Raw genomic sequence first — 16,553 nt, forward strand, 5'->3', positions numbered from 1 at the left:
CTTCGTGTGACCGCCTGTGCACCGGAAGACTTCGGACGGATAGGGGGGCCACATCCGCACGCAATCTGCACGTCGCGGAGCATCGCCCTCCATAGCAGCTCCCTTTCATCGTGGCGCCTAGGATCTCTCTTACGGATCACTGGGAGGGATCTCAGGACCTGTTGGTGACGACGGAACTGTTGCCTGCGACGATGCGCCTGTGAGCTACGACCTTGCTGTGTGGGACGTCGACCGTCCATTCGACAACCGTGCTGCGAGCTCGATATATGACGAGCTCTATCTCGAGTCGGACGATGTCGTCGTGACTCCGGCGCCGCGCATCGTGGCGTACGTGGAAGCTCTCGTTGCGCGATACCCGGACGACGCCGACCACAGTGTCGTCTGGGCGTCACCCCCGGTCATCGATGAGGCATCAGGTGCTCATGTCCTACAGCAAGGCTGAGGAAGTATCTGAGTACGCCGCTGAACTGGCCTGCGAGCACGGCTTCGTCTGCTTCGATCCGCAGGGAGAGTGCCTCCGGCCGTGAGCTGACTACTCTTCAGCGGGCGGACCAAAGGAAGATGCCCGCAATAAGGAGACCGGCGCGGTAGACCGTGGCGGTCTCCTCGTGGCGGTGGCCGGGGCGCGCCGTTGCTTGAGGCAGTTGATACAGCGTTCGAGGTGTCGAACCAGCCGCCGAGACCGGCCACTTTCTCCGCAGCCGCCAGCGTCAGCCGCACATCGGTGGGAGCTACTTCGGCGGCCAGCACGTCCTCTACACCCTGGACGAGAGCCCCCAGGAGTTTGATCAACAACGGTCCTACTGGGATTCCTCGGAACCGTCCTCGCTCGCTCCAGTGAGCTTGCCGCCGACGAATACCACGCCCAGCCCGAGGGCAGCCGCACCGGCGGCTGCCACCACCTTCATCCCCACCCCCAGGAACTGCTTGCTCTCGCTGTCTTTCTCGTACGCCTGTCGCACGTTTTGGTCGAGGCGGTCGTGGAGGGCCTCCCGCTGTGCCCAGCTGAGGTCGTCCCGACCGAGGTCGTCCCGCAGGGCGTCCCGCTGGTCCTGCGAAGCCTGGTAGAAGTGGTTCTGACTGTTCTCGTTGGCTGCGAGAGTGGACTTGTGAGCCTCTGTGACCGCATCGATGTCGGCCTTGCCCAGGTCCTTGAAGGCGGGGAACTGCTCGATGAGCTTGAGCCGCACCTCGGTGGCCATCTCGGGCATCGCTGCCGCGAACTTGAGCACCTTGTCCTTGGACAGGTTCCGCCAGTTCGGGATGCCCAACTTCCGCTTGACTGCTGCTTCGTTCACGTCGCCCATTTCCTGACTCCGCTCGTCGTCCCGTGAGCCATCCCGGATAGTAGCGGTACTCCTCGGCCTGCTCGCCATAACTCTGTGAGCCGTATTCGGGGGGGCAGGTACACCCACTGCGCGTCAGTGAACGGCACGACCGGGCCCACCGCCGCCTGGTCGGGACGCCGCGCCCGCAGGAGTCAGCCCATCTCTGAAGGCCGGTCAAGGTCGAGCACCGGGGCCGGCCCCAGGTCGAACTCGCAGATCTCCGTTCCGGCGAACGAGGCATATCCCGTTCCAATTGCAGCCAGACGCACGGCTCCTCGTTGTCGAGAATGATCCACTCACTGTCGGCACAGCCAACCGCAGCCGTTCGAAGGCTAAGTGCAGGTCTGGCTGCGACCGCACCACCCGTGGAAGCACAAGCCCGCAACGGCCTGAGCCAGGGTGGACTCACCTTCAGAGACCAGCACCGCATCGAGCACGTACTCAGGTCAACTGCCCCCAGCACACGCCGGTCCCGTCAGTTACCCAGATCCAATGGAGGGGTCCTAACGGCCTGCCCTGTGAAGACTGTCGAGTTGGACCGGACGGGAGCCGTCACGAGTGATAAAGCACCCGCACGACCATCGCGTCGCCGGGTAGATCGTCCAGGTAGGCGTTGAACATTCGCTCGTAGTCGTGGCCGCCGCCCTCCACCCACCGCCCGTCGAGGGTGAGCAGGGCGGGGGTGGGCAGTACGGCGGCCACGTGGCGGGCTACGTAGGTTTCCAGGTCCTCGTCGAAGTGGAAGGCAGGGTCGGAGGTGAAACGCTCCTCCAGGGCGGGGTCGGCCTCGATCGCTTGGATCAGAGGCTGTTCACGGAAGGCGGCCACGGCCGCCTCCCTGGCGTGCTCGGGCTCCAGGGTCCGGACCCGCTCGGCGAAGTGGTGGAAGGGGAGAGCACGCGGGTGACGGTCGGCGAAAGCGTGGTACGCCGTCCAGGTGTCGGCCGCCCGGCGGGCCTCCACGGTGCGAGGTGTGCCCAGATCGAGGACTCCGCGCGGGCCGCCGTGGCAACGGGAGGGTGGCAGGTCGTCGGGGAAATCGGTCCAGTCGTCGTACCGCACGAGCCGGGGGTCGTTCTCGTGGCCCGGCAGTACCTCGAAGAGACAGCCGGCCCCGGAGACGAACCAGTGGCTCCACTCCCCCACCCAGTCCGGGTGGGGGCGGTCCTGACGGTCGTACGAGAAGGGGGCCATCACCTGCCCGATCGCCTGCTTCAGCCCATCGGGGGCGACGGGCAGCAGACAAACCGTGATGCGCTGCTTGCCCATGGCGTTCCTTTCTGTGGTGCGGTCCGTGCACGGTCGTACGGTGTGGTCTGGCGCGCGACCCACTCGGGCTGGCCGCGCCGGTCAGGCGATCGGCGGAGGGCCGCAGGAGACAAGGATGTCGTGGCAGCCACGTTCCAGGGTCTTCCAGCCCTCCCGGATGAGCGCCAGGTCGCCGAGAATGCCGTCGCCGTTCATCAGCTTGCCGCCGAGACAGCCGCCCGTCGCGCCTTCCGCCGCGGACTCACCACCGCGCACATCGCCGATCACCCTGACGTTGCCCGCCCGGCGCGGCGACAACCTGTCGGACGTCGGCGTGCCGCGAGCCGAACCTGCGGGGCTCGGGCCGGTGGCCGGCCCGGGCCCGGCTCTCGAGGCACTTTGGCTTCTCGGCGCAACTGTCGGCGCGGTCGGGGAGTCGTACCCGCAGTGATCGAGGAACGTGAGCAGCGCAGCGGGGGGTTGTCGGCGGCCGTCTCCAGGGCCGTGTGCGGCGGGAGCCTGGTTCTCGCTGCCGTGGCGAGTTGGAGCGGCCTCCTGCTGGTCGTGCAGGGGCGGGTGCTCCCCGGGTGGGGGGTGAGTGCGGTTCTCCTGGTCTTGGCGCTCGTTCTCCGAAGGGTCGTCAGCCGGGTGGGCCGGCCGGCGGGGGCTTCCAGGCTCCTGCGTAAGCGAGCCGTGTGGGCGCAGCTGGGCAACGGTCTGCTGATCGTCATGGCGGTGCTTGGCACCGTATGGGGAGCGGCGGACGATCTGATCTCGAACGCGGAGTACCACGTGCTGCGCCCCGCGGGCCTGGAAGGCTGCACGGCCGTGGTGCGGGAGACGTCCTTTCTCTCGATTGGCAAGGGCGAGGCATACGCGGTGGGGCGCACCGGCCTGGCCCTGGGCGAGTCGGGATCGTGGACGGTCGATGATGGTTACCGGCCCGTCGAGGCAGGCACGTACGAGTTGAACTGGGGTCGGGACGGCGGCCTTCTACGAATCAGCGGCACGAGCACCGATCCCGTTGTCCGTGGCGGATCCGCCGACATCCACTGCGGGTGGTGAGGCCGGCAGGAGAGCGCCGCACCTGGCCCCTCCACGGGGACCGCGTACCACTACGTTCCATTCGTATTGGTGAACAGCGGTCACTGGGCGCACCATCCGGCTGCCGACCAGACGCTCAAGTGTCCTGGCCCGTAGTGTGCCTGATGCCCAATCCCCCCGCTCTGCGCGCACCGTGGTGTGGTGTCCTTGACGCTGGCTTCCGGCGAGGAACGTGGCGACTTCTTACTGTTCAGGCGTCTACTGCGACCGCTTCACCAGAGGCAGGAAACAACACCAATTGGCCGCCGTCACTGTTTCCCTGGCAGACGGCTCAAACATTGCCCTGATGTCACAGACCACGGTCCCTGTTCCAGCGACTCACGTGAGCCGCGTAGAAGAAGTTACCGATGCCTGCGGTGAACATCAGCAGCCAGAAGTGAGCCCATAGCGACTGACGTCGACGTCTCAGAGACGCCCCGCCGGCGAATGCCGCAGCCGATGCGGCGGCGGAGGTGGTGGTGGTGTTATTGATGATGATCGTCGGAGGTTGTCGGTAAGTCTGATCAGGGTGCTGGTCCGGCGGCGTCGTCACGCTGCGTTGACTCCTCAAAGTGCTGGGTACGGTGGGCGGGAACGAAACGCAACGTAGAAGCACCACGTGATCACCGAGGCCAAGTCCCCCACGCTTCACCCGATCGGGGACGACTCTCACTCCCTCGCCGCCCTCGGTCGTCCAGGTTCCCTCTCATTCAGTCGCGTTCGCGGCGCTCAGGTGAGCTCAGGTCGATGGCTGAGTTCAGTAGTCAGCCAAGCCTCCCAGCCCATCCGACACGGCGAGTTCCGCCCTGACAGGGCAGCTCACGCCAGAGCTACATTCCCGCTCGCGCTCGCCCGTACACGAGCTTCGGAGCGCACGGTGCTACAGAGTGCTACCCTGGAGCAATGTCAGCCCAGCCGGAGATCACCCAACGTGACCTGCGCAGCCGTTCCAAAGAGATCATGGACGCCGTCCAGGGCGGGCAGTCCTTCACTGTCACTCGCGACGGGCACCAGATCGGCGAGTTGATCCCCTTGCGCAGGCGTCGGCGGTTCGTCCCGCGTTCGGAGTTCGCCGCCATGTCCCGTACCGCGTCGGACGTCTCGCTGGAGGCGTTCCGGTCCGACCAGGACGCGACGGCCGAGCAGGAGACGGACGACCCCTATGCCCGCTGAATACGCTCAGGGCCTGCTGGACACCAACATCGTGATCCTGCGCAAGTGGCTCGATCCCCAGGAACTCCCTGCCGAGGTGGCGATCAGCGCCGTCACCCTGGCAGAGCTCTCCGCGGGCCCGCACGAGGTGCGCAGGAACGAGGAACAGAAGGACTACGACGAGCACACGGAACGAGGTCGCCGCCTCGACATCCTGCAACGCGCCGAGAACGAGTTCGACCCCATCCCCTTCGACACCGAAGCCGCCCGCGTCTACGGAAGAGTATGTGCGGCCGTGATCGGTGCCGGCCGCAAACCCCGCCGCCGGATCGCGGATCTCATGATCGCCGCCATTGCCATCGCCGAAGAACTACCGCTCTTCACCACCAACCCCGACGACTACAAGGGCCTCGACGGACTGCTGACCGTCGTACCCGTCACCCGGCCCACCGTCCTGCACGACCGGTAAGGCTCGCTCGCCGCGCCACTTCCGCGCCGCGCTCAGCGGTACGGAGCGGTCAACCACGGGCACGGACCGGCCGAGTCCGGGACAGCGCGGCCCAGCAGGTCCTGGACCTCGTCGGCCGCGAGAATGTGCGCCTGCGTGCGGTCGGCACCGTGAGTTCCCGTATCCGCCACCACCACCAGACGATGATCTACATCCGGTAGTATCGCGCGACCTGATCGACGCCCGGCCGGCCGTGAGCCCGGGCGCCTCCGCATGTCTGAAGGGCCCCTGCGACTGTGACAGTCCGTACCCGCCGTGCGACTCTGGTTACCGCCGGAAGCGTTCTTGTCGCCAGTACCTTTGCCACCGCCTCCCCGGCCGCTGCCGCCGTGACCTGCGCCTCCCCCACGTGGAAGGCGCAGTTCTACGCCAACACCACCTTCAGCGGCACGCCGAAGCTCACCGCGTGCGACTCGGTGATCGACGAGAAATACGGCACGGGTGACCCCGCCGGCGTCACATTGCCCAGGGACAACTTCAGCGTGCGCTGGACAATGAGCCGCAACTTCGGCTCCGGGGGGCCGTTCTCGTTCGCTGCGGAGGCACAGGACGGCGTGCGCGTCTACGTCGACGGCATACGCAAGGTCGACATGTGGAAGAACGTCTCCAGCACCCAGAAGAAGACGGTCAACGTCACCATCCCCTCCGGCAGCCACACCATCCGCGTCGACTTCGTCACCTGGACGGGCTCCGCCAACGTCAAGTTCTCGTACGGCCCCCGCACCCCGTCCACCGTCGACAAGGTCAAGCCACTCGCTCCCACGGGCACGAGCGTCGCTTACAGCACCAGCACGCTCAAGGCGACGGTCCGCTGGTCGAAGAACGCCGAGATCGACCTCGCCGGCTACCGGATCTACCGCCGCCTGGCCGGGGCGAGCGAGTACAAGCTGGTCAGCGGATCCAGTCTGCTGACCGGGACCTCCTTCACGGACACCCCGCCCGCCACCGGCCAGTCCTTCTACTACGAGGTCCGCGCCATCGACAAGGCGGGCAACATCTCGACCGGCAGCACCGACCAGAAGGCCGTCACGCTCGACCGGACCATACCCGCCGCGCCCAAAGGGGTCGACGCGAACTGGGCCATCGGCCCGGTCAGCCAGGTCCAGCTGTCCTGGCCCGCCAACACCGAGCCTGACCTTGCCGGGTACCGGATCCACCGGTCCACCGTCCGTCCCGTCGTCGTCACCGCAGCAAATCGGGTGAGTGGCAGCGCGCCGCTCACTAGTTCCTGGTACACCGAAACACCACCGCCCACCGGCGCCGACTACCACTACGTCGTCACCGCCGTGGACACCAACGGCAACGAGTCCGCCCCCTCGGGGACGGCCAGCTTCTCCACCTTCGACAAGACCGCTCCCGCGAACCAGGCGGTCCAGCTCCAGGGCACCGGCGGCGAGGCCGGCGTCACTTTGAGCTGGGCCCACTCACAGACGCCCAGCCCGGACTTCGCGGGCTACACGATCTGGCGGTCGACGAAGCCCCGCTCGTCCGGCGCCCGCGGCACGGCCATCTGGAACGGGGTGCTCAACACCACGTACACCGACGCCAGCGCCGTACCCGGCATCACGTACTACTACTGGCTCGATGCCTGCGACAGGTCGTACAACTGTGCCGCCCCGTCCGCCGAGGCCCAGGTGGTATTCGCCGCCGACACCACCCCGCCGGGCCCGGTCACCGGGCTGACCGCACAGTCCCGCGAGAACGGCGTCCAACTCCACTGGGACAGGAGCACCGCAGCCGACGGTGACCAGTACGAGGTCTACCGGGGCAGGCTCGTTGACGGGCAGTGGGCCTACACCCTGATCTTCACGACCGGACGCATGGTCGATTTCCCCAGCCTCCAGTACCTGGACCGGACGCTGCCGGACGGCGAGTCCGCGCGCTACAGCGTGGTGGCCGTCGACCGCTGGGGCAACAAGCGTGCGCCGCACGAGGCTGCGGTGACGCCTGAGTTCACCGAGCTGGACGTCCGCCCCACCGTCGCACCGGCCCCCGGCGGCGTGATCACCGATCTCCAAGTCACCGACTACGGTTGGGTGCGCTGGGACCTCACGGCCGACGCCAACGAGCAGGGCGCCAGGACCAGTGGCTTCCACGTCTACCGCTGGAACCGGGCCGAGGGCGTCTTCGAGCGGCTGACCGCCGAGCCGGTGCCGTACGACCCGGCGGACACAAGTCTGGTGGAGTACGACGACTACTCGATGCCGCAGGGCACCACCACCTTCTACCGGGTGACCGCCATGTACGAGGACGGTACGGAATCCCCCGCCTCGGAGACCTACAGCGTCGCCTGGTAGACGCCGACGCGCCATCGGGACTGCTCGCCGGGACTGCATGCAGCCGGTGGGCGAGGCCGTCCCGCCGCCTGTCGTAGATCGGCGGAACATCGGGCGCTGGGGTGATCGGCCTGGGTACCTGTCCGGCGTTCAGCAGCCGGAGTAGCAGGCTCTTCAGCAGACGCCGCTGCCCCCTCTGGCCGTGGCCGCGTCCCGAGCGGCGTCGGCGTCGTCCATGGGATGCGGTGCGTGCCGGGCCCTTGCCGCATCCCATGGACGCCTCGTCAGTCGAAGAGTCCTTCGACGACCTCTTCGGCGACCTCGCCGCCGATCTCTTCGGCCGTCTCTTCCGCGATCTCCTCGATGAGTTCTCCGAAGATGTCGTCCATGTGTTGATTCCTTCTTGTCGGCGTGGCTGACCCGTGACACGCGTGAGGTGGCTGCGGGGTCTTGAGCATCCCTTCAACGTGCCGTCCGTGGAGGCGAGTTCCCAGAAAATCTTCCTTGTTCGGCGGCAACCAGGTCCGCCGGACCGCCACACCGGCTGACCCCCGTGACCTGGCCGGGGTGGTGCGGCGTCCCGTTCGCGTTCGCGGGAACCTCACCATGGGTCGGCCGTGCCACAGCGTGCCGGTCGGAGCGGTGTACTGAGGTCTCGAACCGGCGTTGAGCCCACACCATCTCGTTCAGGCCGCGGGATGGCGGCAAGCGTTGTGGGCTCACGTCCCGTCCACCTTCGGCCCGGGCACAGCTGGTGCGTCCTGCGCTAGCGTCCGGAGCGTGGGAAGACGCAGGATATGGGTCCAACTGGCCACCTTCACCGCTGTGTCGGCGGTGTTGTTGGTGGGCGTACCGGCCGGGTACTTCCTGTTCATGTACGGATGCGGGCAGAAGGAGGACGGGCTCGCGACGGCGATGGCAGGCGATCCGGTGCTCGGCGCGACTCCGGCGGCGGCCGAGAAGGGCGAGCCGTACAGGGGGTGCGACGACGACGATCTATTCGTGTACGCGGGGACGGACTACCGGTACGGCGGTACCCGGCAAAGCGTCCTCGACCATTACCGAGAGAGCGCACAGGCGAACGGCTGGCGATCGCGGCCCGTTCGTGGAGACGAATCGGTGTCCGACTGCTTCACCAAGCGGATAGGCGGCACCACTGCGTATCTCACAGTGCAAGGTCCGGAGAACGGCACTGTCCAGGCTGAGATCGTCGCGGACCACGCCCGTTCGGATTGGTGCTGACCCCATCGATCGCTCCCCCTGTGAAAATTGCCTGAAGGCGGAAGTGAGCCGTGCCCTGCCGCGTGCCCTCGCTCCGTGAGAGCTCATCATCGGTCGAGCGGCGTCAGCGCGGCGGGGGTCGTCTGCGTCGTCGCGGGCACGCTGCTCAGCGCCACGGCCAACCCGGCCGTCGCGGACGTGAGTTGTACCTCTCCGGCCTGGAAGGCGCAGTTCCACGCCAACACCACCTTCGGTGGCACTCCGAAGCTGACCACCTGTGACACTGCCGTCAGCGAGAACTACGGGACCGGTGACCCGGCTGGAGTCACCCTGCCCCGCGACAACTTCGCCGTGCGCTGGAGCGTTGCCCGCGACTTCGGCTCGGGTGGTCCGTTCACGTTCTCGGCCGCGTCCCAGGACGGCATCCGCGTCTACCTCGACGGCGTCCGCAAGATCGACCTGTGGAAGAACGTCTCCAGCACCCAGAGCAAGAACCTCAATCTCACCGTCCCCGCCGGCAAGCACACCCTGCGCGTCGACTTCGTCGCCTGGACGGGGTCCGCGAACGTCAAGTTCTCGTACGCCCCCCGCAGCACCGCCACGGTCGACAAGGTCCGGCCACTCGCCCCCACGGCGGTGACGGGCCGGCTCGACCATGCCACCGCCAAGGCCGTGGTGTCCTGGGCGCGCAACAAGGAGATGGACCTCGCCGACTACCGCGTGTACCGGCGGGAGTCGGGCAAAACCACGTGGAGCAACGTCGGTACGACCACCGGCACCTCGCTCGCCAACCTGCCCACAGACGCGGGCCGCACCTACTACTACGAGGTCCGGGCGTACGACAAGGCCGGCAACGTTTCCGCGGGCAGCGCGGACGTACCGGTCACCAGCATCGCCGTGGCCCCACCGGCCGGACTGGCCGCGCAGGGCCTGGACGCCGGCAACAAGCTGACCTGGAAGGGGGTGCCGGGAGCGGTGAAGTACTCCGTCGAGTGGCGTGCCGGCGACGGCAGCGTCCGCTTCCTCGGCGCGACGACCACCACGGGTTACACCGATGCCACGGCACCCCGGTCCGAGAAGCGGACGTACCTGGTGCGGTCCGTCGACGGGGCCGGGCGGTACTCCGGCTACGCCGGTGCGGAGGGCTCGCGCCCCGTCGCGGCGCCGTACGAGGTCACCGCCCGGGCCGACGCCCATCGGGTGGCACCGACCTGGAAGGTCAACTCGGCTACGGGCGGGGCCTATTACGGTTACCACGTCTACCGCTCCACGTCCCTGCCGGTGGACACCACCGGCGAGCCGGTGCGGTGCGACGCCCGGTTGACCGCTCTCGCCGACGGCCAGAAGCAGTACAGCTGCACCGACACGACCACAGCCGCTGAGACCACGTACCACTACGTGGTGAAGGGCTACGACAACGCCCTCGACGAGTCGGCCGCCTCCGGCACCGCGTCCGTCACCACGCTCGTCTCCGACCGCGACCTCACCCCGCCGGCCGCCGTCAGCGGGGTGACCGCCGAGGCGACCGAGTACGGCATCACGCTGGACTGGAAGGCGAACACCGAGGCCGACCTCGCGCGGTACGTGGTCTACGTCGGGACGGTGCTGCGCGGGGACGACGGCGAGACCGTGTGCAGCGGCGGGGAGTACGCCTACCTCGACAAGTCCACGACGCACCACCTGTACGCGGCGAAGCCGAACGGCGGCGAGCACTGCTTCTGGATCGACGCCGTCGACACCAGCGGCAACTCGAACTACCGATGGACCAAGACGGCCGACACCAGGATCGTCACGGCGCTGGACCTGACGCCGACCGTCCCCACTCCCCCGGGTTCACCCCTGTACCTGAACGCCCAGACGGGGACGCAGGACGCGGTGGAGCTGTCCTGGAACGCAGTCGAGGGGGCGACGGGGTACCGCGTGTACCGCTGGGACCGGGCCGCGGGCCGGTACGAGCCGCTGACCGGCGCCGACCCGCAGGCGTTCACGTCGTACACGGACACCACAGCTGCCTCCGGCACGACCCACTACTACTGGGTGACGGCCGTACTCGCCGACGGTACGGAGACCGCGCCGGGCGCGGACTGGGTGCCGATGCCGCCGACGGCGGGCTGACTGTCCGGGGTCTCACGGGTGTGGTGGGGCCGACACGGGTTGCGGGACACGGATTCCCGCCCCCCGCGACTTCCGTGAGGCGGTGGGCGCGCAGCCCGGAGTGGCAACCCGAAGGGTTCATCGGCGTGATCGATGAGCCCTTCGGCGTACGGTACGGGCCACCAGTGCGGGTGATCCGTGAGGAAGTCGCCTCGCCGCCCGTCGTCTGCGGCGATCGCGTCCGGCAGGATCTCTGTGACCGGCGTCCTGGAAAGGCACGAGTGCCGGAAACCGCCGCAACTGCCCGTCCGGGGCCCTCGGATTGCCCCGCCGCCGCCCCGCCTGCTGCTTGGCGCGCGGCAACGGCAGGGGAGGGTGGGTGACGAGCGGCTTGCTCACCGGGAGAGTTCCGCCTCACCCTCATCTAGGTCAGAATCTGGCCTCTATGACCTCTAGCGTCTTCCTTGCCCGGCGGAACACAACCACGGAAGGCAGCGACCATGAGCGAGAACGTGACGGTCAACGAACTGGCCACCCACGATGCGGCCGACGCGCCGGCAACCACCCGCGAGCGCGCCGACTTGCTGGAGGCACTGGCCAAGCATCGGCACTTCCTGCGTTTCACCACTCGCGACCTCACCGACGAGCAGGCCGGGCTCCGGACCACCGCCAGCCGGCTCTGTTTGGCCGGCTTGATCAAGCATGTGGCCGCGGTCGAGCGGGCCTGGGTGGAGTTCATCCTGGACGGCCCGTCGGCGATGGGCGACTTCACCACCATGACCAAGGCCGACGAAACCCGGCGGGCCGACGAGTTCCGGTTGCTGGACGGCGAGACGCTGGCCGGCGTGCTCGCCGACTACGCCGAGGTGGCCCGTCGAACCGACGAGCTGGTCGTCACCCTGCCCGACCTGGACGCCGCACAACCGCTTCCGAAGGCCCCGTGGTTCGAGTTGGGCGCGCAGTGGTCGGCCCGCCAGGTGCTGATGCACATCATCGGCGAGACCGCCCAGCACGCCGGCCACGCCGACATCATCCGCGAGTCCCTGGACGGCGCCAGGACCATGGGGTAGTCAGGGGCCAACCAAGGAGACCAACTGTGTCGGAGTACCAGTACCTGACCGTTCTGACCACGACCGACTCCGCCGAGAAAGCCCAGGCCCTGGCCGCCGGCGCGGTGGAGGCCAGGGTGGCGGCCTGCGCGCAGATCGACGGGCCGATCACCAGCGTGTACCGGTGGGAAGGTGCCGTACGGACCGATCAGGAGTGGCGGGTGCTGTACAAGACGACCACCGACCGGTACCCGGCCCTGGAAGCGCACATCCAGAACGTCCACGACTACGCCACACCCGAGATCATCGCCACCCCGATCACACGCGGGAGCGACGCCTACCTGTCGTGGGTGCGCGCGGAGACCACCCGAGCCGGCAGCGACCGGTCAAGCCTTTAGGCTTCCGCGCCGGTGAATGAATCGGTCGGCCAGTCGTACACGGCTCTGAACATTGCGTCCGATGTCACAGACCACGATCCCTGTTCCAGCGGCTCACGTGAGCCGCGTAGAAGAAGTTGCCGACGCCCGCGGTGAGCATCAGCAGACAGAAGTGAGCCCATAGCGACTGACGTCGACGCCTCAGGGACACCCCGCCGGCGAATGCCGCGGCCGTTGCCGCGGCGGAGCTGTTGTTGATGATGATTGCCGAGGGCGAATCCCCCGTTCTTCATCCGATCGGGGGCGGCTCTCACTCCCTGGCGATCAAGCGCCGGGTAATTCCCCGGTTCAAAGCACGCTTTCGATTCTCTCCGACAGCGAACCGCCGTTGGGTACTAACCCTTGGAGACTGGGATGCCGGGTGCGGCGACCGAGCGTATGAATCCGCCCTGTGTCGTGAGGTAGAGGACGCCGCCCAGGCAGAGAGGCTCGGCGAGCGGACCGAGGTCCAGGCGTTGGCCCGCGGGAGTGGGCAGGCGTACGGCCCCGGAGGTGGAACCGTCGGCGACATCGACAGTCAGTAGCTCCCGGCGTCCCAAGACGAAGAGACGGTCGTCGGCGAGTGCTAGGCCACCGGTCGCCGACGGTTCGGGGCGATCCCAAAGGGGCTTGCCCGTACGCCAGTCGAAAGCCCTCAGGCGTCCGCCCGTATCCCGTAGGACAAGGACGCCGCGGTCACCCGCCACCGGCGCGGCAGCGGGAGTGACCGAGGGCGCCAGAGTCCGCCGGGTCTCGAGCGTGGCCGGGGCAAGGAGGATGACACCTGGGCGCTGGGTCGACCAGCACAGCAGCGTGTCGTCGTGGGCGAGCAGGCCGGAGCAGTCGACGCCGTCGCGGATCCGGGGCTCGGCCACAGTTTCAGTGGTGTCCAGAGCGGCCACCGATCCGTCGGTCAGTGGCAGATAGACCTGGTCGTCGTGCACGACCAAGGGGCCGGTCGCGTCCGGAAGATGCGCCGACCACTCCTCGGCGCCGTCGCTCGTGCGCAGGGCGTGTACCTCGACGAGTTTGGCAGCGGAGTCCGCTTGGTCGTCGATGTTCGCCACATACAGTCGGCCGGCGGCGTAGGTGAGCGCGCGCAGTCCCGTGAAACTCAAACGCTGATAACGCCACTTGACCAGGCCGGTCGCCGCGTCCACCGCGCTGATCCCGGCCTGCGCGGGCACGAAGAAGAGAGTGCCGTCCGTGACAGGGGCCATGGCGGGATCGCCCGGTGGCGTCTCCGGGAAGTTGTCGCTGTCCGTGCGGCTCTCGTCGAAACCCTCCGTACGCCACTTCTCCTCTCCGGTGGCCAGGTCGAGGGCGCGGGCCGCGCCGTGGCCGTCGCCGCACACAAGCAGTCCGGCACCGGCGGCGCAACCGCCGGTCCTTCCCGTGCCCTTGACGCCGCGCGCCCAGGGACGCCAGCCGTCAGGGCGCTGCCGTGTGTCGAGTGCAGCGGCCGTGAACTCACCGCTGTGCGCGGCGTCGGCGTCCGGAACAGCGAGCGGACCGGCCTGTTCCTGCTTCGGCTCGCCTTCTACCGCAGGAACCGGGTTGCGCGTGTTGTCCCCCGGCAGAACTACGGCCAACGTGACGGCCAGCGCGGTGACCAGGACCGCGCCCACCACGATCCATGGCCAACGGCGTGGCGTGGCGAGCGACGCCGAGGACAGCGGCACGGCACGCCCGGAGACCGCCGTCGGCGAAGGCGGCACGACGAGGAGCGGCGCCGGGGCTGCGGCGGAGGTTACCGCTTGCTCCAACGGAACGGTGCCTGCGGCCTGTTCGCACCGTTCCACCGCTTCGCGGTGGGCGGCGAACAGGGAGAGGTAGGGAGCGGGCCAGAGCGGCGCGTCGGGGGCGGTGCCGGACAGCTCCGCCACCAGTTCGGCCGCCGTGGGGCGCGCCGCAGGGTCGCGCCGCAGGCAGTGCGTGACCACGTCGCGCAGCGGTGGTGGCAGCTCCGACAGGTCCGCCACGCCGGACGCGATGCGGTACAGCACCGACGCCGGTTCCTCGTCGTCGAAAGGGCCACGGCCCGTCGCGGCGAAGCAGAGGACCGAGCCCAGGCAGAACACGTCCGAGGCGGGTACCTGTCCCCTGCCACTGGTCAGAACCTCGGGCGACATGTAGCCCGGCGTGCCGATGACCAGGCCCGTCGCGGTGAGGGCCGTCGCGTCAAAACCCTGCGCGATGCCGAAGTCGATCAGGCGCGGTCCGTCGGCGGTGAGCAGCACATTGCCAGGTTTGAGGTCGCGGTGCAGGACACGTGCGGTGTGCACCGCGTCGAGCGCCCGGGCCAGCCCCGCGCCCAGGGTTCGTACGGCGGAGACCGGCAGTGGGCCGCATCGGGCCACCGCTTCGCCGAGCGCGGGCCCGGCGACGTACTCCGTGGCCAGCCAGGGGACCTGGGCGTCGGCGTCGCCGTTGAGGAGCGCGACGGTGTACGGCCCGGTAACCGCACGCGCCGCGTGCATCTCGCGGCGGAAGCGGATCCGGAAGTTGTCGTCGGCGTCGGTCTCGTCGGCCGGCACCTTCAGAGTCTTGACAGCGACGAGCGGTCCGGCCACCACTCCACCCGCGATCTCCCGGCGTGCCAGAAACACTTCGCCCATCCCACCCGCGCCGATGCGGCCGATGAGCCGGTAGGGTCCGATGCGTCGGATCGGACCGTGCCAAGGGGTCAGCACGGCAAGTCCTCCTCCGGAGTGGGTGTATCGCTCACGGCAGCTTCACCGATGACATCGTGCCGCGGTCGAAGACCACGTGGACCACACCCCCCAGCATCAGGACCTGCGGCGGCCGAATCTGGTCCCGGATGACGATTCCCTTCCCGTCGTCCTGGGGCTCACTGCGATCACCGGGTGCACCAGGCAACGGGATGGCTCGCGGCTTACCGAGGCGCCCGGTCCTTTTGTCCAGGGGTGCCACGTAGAGGGAGTGGTTGTCGGCGAACACCGCCTGAGCGTCGGCCAGAAGGGGAGCGGACACGCTTGGCCCGATCACGGGGGACCGCAGCGTCTGCGTATGTTTGCCGGTGCGCAGATCCGTCAGAACGATGAGACCGGTGTCGCTGTTGGCGTCGCTGCGCCGGGCGAGGGAGTACGTACTGTCGCTCGCCGTGACGACGAGATCGACACGAGTGGTCTTTTCTTCCAGCAGGTACGAGTAGTCGTCCACAGGCTCGAGCGTGCGAGGCGCGTAGCGGTCAACCCGGATCTCGACCTCCCCCTCGTCCGGGCTCAGTTGCTCCTCCGTCACCCTGCTGTCGCATTGAATCGTGCCGCCGCCGGAGAACACGGTGCGGCAGCCTGTGCCTGTGGTGGGTGACGCGCGGCCAAGAACGTGTCCCTTCCGGGCATCGACCGCGACGAGCCCGTCGGGCGTCTGCGCGTACACCACTCCGTCGATCAGAGCCCGGGCCGCGTACCGGCCCTTCTCGGCATCGGCCGGGCTGTCGTTCTCATCGAGCGTCAGGTCCCACCGGGGGCTGCCGTCGGTGACATCGAACGCACGCAGCGACGCGCCTTGGGGGTCCTCGCTCAAGGACTGGCCCTCCACGGTGGCGACGACCGTGTCGTCGGCCAGCAGAGGCTGTGCGCTGAACTCCCCTCGACCCGGGGGAGGCTGGGCCCGCCAACGCACCTTGCCGGTACGTGAGTCGCGTAACTGCAACTCGCCGTCCGACGCGATGAGAGCGTGCCCGCCCCTCACTTGTGGAGCAAGCGAGTCGCCCGGCATGAACAGATTGCCACTGCCGGGCCCCAGATAGGCCTCACCGATGCCGTCCTCGGCGGCGGACGGGCCGCTGGACACCCACAGCCGACGCCCGTCGGCTGTCGACACGGCCTCGTAGGTGCCGTTGGTCAGCAGGCACACGAGGACCTGGGTGTCCGCGGAGCAGTTCATACGCGCTCCGCTCAGCCGGCCCTGCCAAGGCTTCCAGCCGGGCGCCCGCTGGGCGGCGAACTGCGGTACGTAACCACTGCGATCGACGGTGCCGGACCCGTCGACCCCTGCCTGCGTCACGAGTTGGGCGGGCGTCAGCGTTGTGGTCGGGCCGGGCGCGGCACCGCCGCCCCCGGGACCGTCGTCCGCGCCGCGCAAGGCCAGATACGTACCCATGCCCGCCGCTGCGACGGCCACCGCCGCGAGCACGGCGAGCGCTCGGTGGC

Annotated in this window: 15 protein-coding genes; 9 read left to right on the forward strand and 6 right to left on the reverse strand. The window is 68.4% G+C overall.

The window, feature by feature from the left end; translation table 11 throughout:
* The first annotated feature begins 199 nt into the window (after positions 1–199).
* Entirely contained in the window at positions 200–442 is a 243-nt protein-coding gene (locus tag GT042_RS38860) for a hypothetical protein (RefSeq protein ID WP_237530578.1), read from the forward strand.
* A gap of 358 nt (positions 443–800) precedes the next feature.
* On the opposite strand, the gene GT042_RS08355 is transcribed toward GT042_RS38860, so the two are convergent.
* The 3 genes from GT042_RS08355 to GT042_RS08365 all read right to left on the reverse strand — a co-directional run bounded on the left by GT042_RS08355 (position 801) and on the right by GT042_RS08365 (position 2,852).
* Positions 801–1,307, reverse strand: a complete 507-nt coding sequence (locus GT042_RS08355; protein ID WP_161308062.1) for a hypothetical protein — start codon at positions 1,305–1,307, stop codon at positions 801–803.
* Positions 1,308–1,880: 573 nt separating this feature from the next.
* The gene (locus GT042_RS08360; protein ID WP_161308063.1) at positions 1,881–2,597 is read right to left on the reverse strand and encodes a hypothetical protein; all 717 of its coding nucleotides are present in this window, start codon (positions 2,595–2,597) and stop codon (positions 1,881–1,883) included.
* Between the two features lie 81 nt (positions 2,598–2,678).
* On the reverse strand, positions 2,679–2,852 hold the full coding sequence (locus GT042_RS08365; protein ID WP_161308064.1) for a hypothetical protein: 174 nt from the start codon (positions 2,850–2,852) through the stop codon (positions 2,679–2,681).
* A gap of 171 nt (positions 2,853–3,023) precedes the next feature.
* On the opposite strand from GT042_RS08365, the gene GT042_RS08370 reads away from it, so the two are divergent.
* Positions 3,024–3,641, forward strand: coding sequence for a hypothetical protein (locus GT042_RS08370; RefSeq protein WP_161308065.1), 618 nt, complete (start codon positions 3,024–3,026; stop codon positions 3,639–3,641).
* Positions 3,642–3,969: 328 nt separating this feature from the next.
* On the opposite strand, the gene GT042_RS08375 is transcribed toward GT042_RS08370, so the two are convergent.
* Positions 3,970–4,212, reverse strand: coding sequence for a hypothetical protein (locus tag GT042_RS08375; RefSeq protein WP_161308066.1), 243 nt, complete (start codon positions 4,210–4,212; stop codon positions 3,970–3,972).
* Positions 4,213–4,562: 350 nt separating this feature from the next.
* Here GT042_RS08375 and GT042_RS08380 point away from each other — a divergent pair, with 350 nt between their 5' ends.
* The 7 genes from GT042_RS08380 (at position 4,563) to cutA (ending at position 12,357) form a co-directional block, all read left to right on the forward strand.
* The gene (locus tag GT042_RS08380; protein ID WP_161308067.1) at positions 4,563–4,832 is read left to right on the forward strand and encodes a prevent-host-death protein; all 270 of its coding nucleotides are present in this window, start codon (positions 4,563–4,565) and stop codon (positions 4,830–4,832) included.
* Positions 4,822–5,280, forward strand: coding sequence for a type II toxin-antitoxin system VapC family toxin (locus tag GT042_RS08385; RefSeq protein ID WP_161308068.1), 459 nt, complete (start codon positions 4,822–4,824; stop codon positions 5,278–5,280). The genes GT042_RS08380 and GT042_RS08385 overlap by 11 nt, the downstream gene beginning before the upstream one ends.
* A gap of 368 nt (positions 5,281–5,648) precedes the next feature.
* Positions 5,649–7,616, forward strand: coding sequence for a PA14 domain-containing protein (locus GT042_RS39830; protein WP_345943715.1), 1,968 nt, complete (start codon positions 5,649–5,651; stop codon positions 7,614–7,616).
* 759 nt (positions 7,617–8,375) lie between these two features.
* Positions 8,376–8,837: a hypothetical protein gene (locus GT042_RS08395; protein ID WP_237530580.1), complete on the forward strand. Its 462-nt coding sequence runs from the start codon at positions 8,376–8,378 to the stop codon at positions 8,835–8,837.
* Between the two features lie 75 nt (positions 8,838–8,912).
* Complete coding sequence (locus GT042_RS08400) at positions 8,913–10,931, forward strand: PA14 domain-containing protein (RefSeq protein WP_345943716.1); 2,019 nt, start codon at positions 8,913–8,915, stop codon at positions 10,929–10,931.
* Positions 10,932–11,410: 479 nt separating this feature from the next.
* Positions 11,411–11,980, forward strand: coding sequence for a DinB family protein (locus GT042_RS08405; RefSeq protein WP_202532513.1), 570 nt, complete (start codon positions 11,411–11,413; stop codon positions 11,978–11,980).
* A gap of 26 nt (positions 11,981–12,006) precedes the next feature.
* Entirely contained in the window at positions 12,007–12,357 is a 351-nt protein-coding gene (gene cutA / locus GT042_RS08410) for a divalent-cation tolerance protein CutA (RefSeq protein WP_161308069.1), read from the forward strand.
* Between the two features lie 374 nt (positions 12,358–12,731).
* Here cutA and GT042_RS08415 read toward each other — a convergent pair whose 3' ends face one another.
* Together GT042_RS08415 and GT042_RS08420 are read right to left on the reverse strand one after the other, a co-directional pair.
* Complete coding sequence (locus GT042_RS08415) at positions 12,732–15,068, reverse strand: PQQ-binding-like beta-propeller repeat protein (protein ID WP_345943717.1); 2,337 nt, start codon at positions 15,066–15,068, stop codon at positions 12,732–12,734.
* Between the two features lie 31 nt (positions 15,069–15,099).
* Entirely contained in the window at positions 15,100–16,536 is a 1,437-nt protein-coding gene (locus GT042_RS08420; RefSeq protein WP_161308071.1) for a PQQ-binding-like beta-propeller repeat protein, read from the reverse strand.
* Positions 16,537–16,553: the final 17 nt, after the last annotated feature.

Source organism: Streptomyces sp. SID3212 (assembly GCF_009865405.1).
Classification (GTDB): Bacteria; Actinomycetota; Actinomycetes; order Streptomycetales; family Streptomycetaceae; genus Streptomyces.

Excerpts from the sequence above, each read along its gene's own strand:
- GT042_RS08385 (WP_161308068.1), top strand. The coding sequence starts at position 4,822 with ATGCCCGCTGAATACGCTCAGGGCCTGCTGGACACCAACATCGTGATC.
- GT042_RS08355 (WP_161308062.1), bottom strand. The coding sequence starts at position 1,307 with ATGGGCGACGTGAACGAAGCAGCAGTCAAGCGGAAGTTGGGCATCCCG.
- GT042_RS08380 (WP_161308067.1), top strand. The coding sequence starts at position 4,563 with ATGTCAGCCCAGCCGGAGATCACCCAACGTGACCTGCGCAGCCGTTCC.
- GT042_RS08360 (WP_161308063.1), bottom strand. The coding sequence starts at position 2,597 with ATGGGCAAGCAGCGCATCACGGTTTGTCTGCTGCCCGTCGCCCCCGAT.
- GT042_RS08405 (WP_202532513.1), top strand. The coding sequence starts at position 11,411 with ATGAGCGAGAACGTGACGGTCAACGAACTGGCCACCCACGATGCGGCC.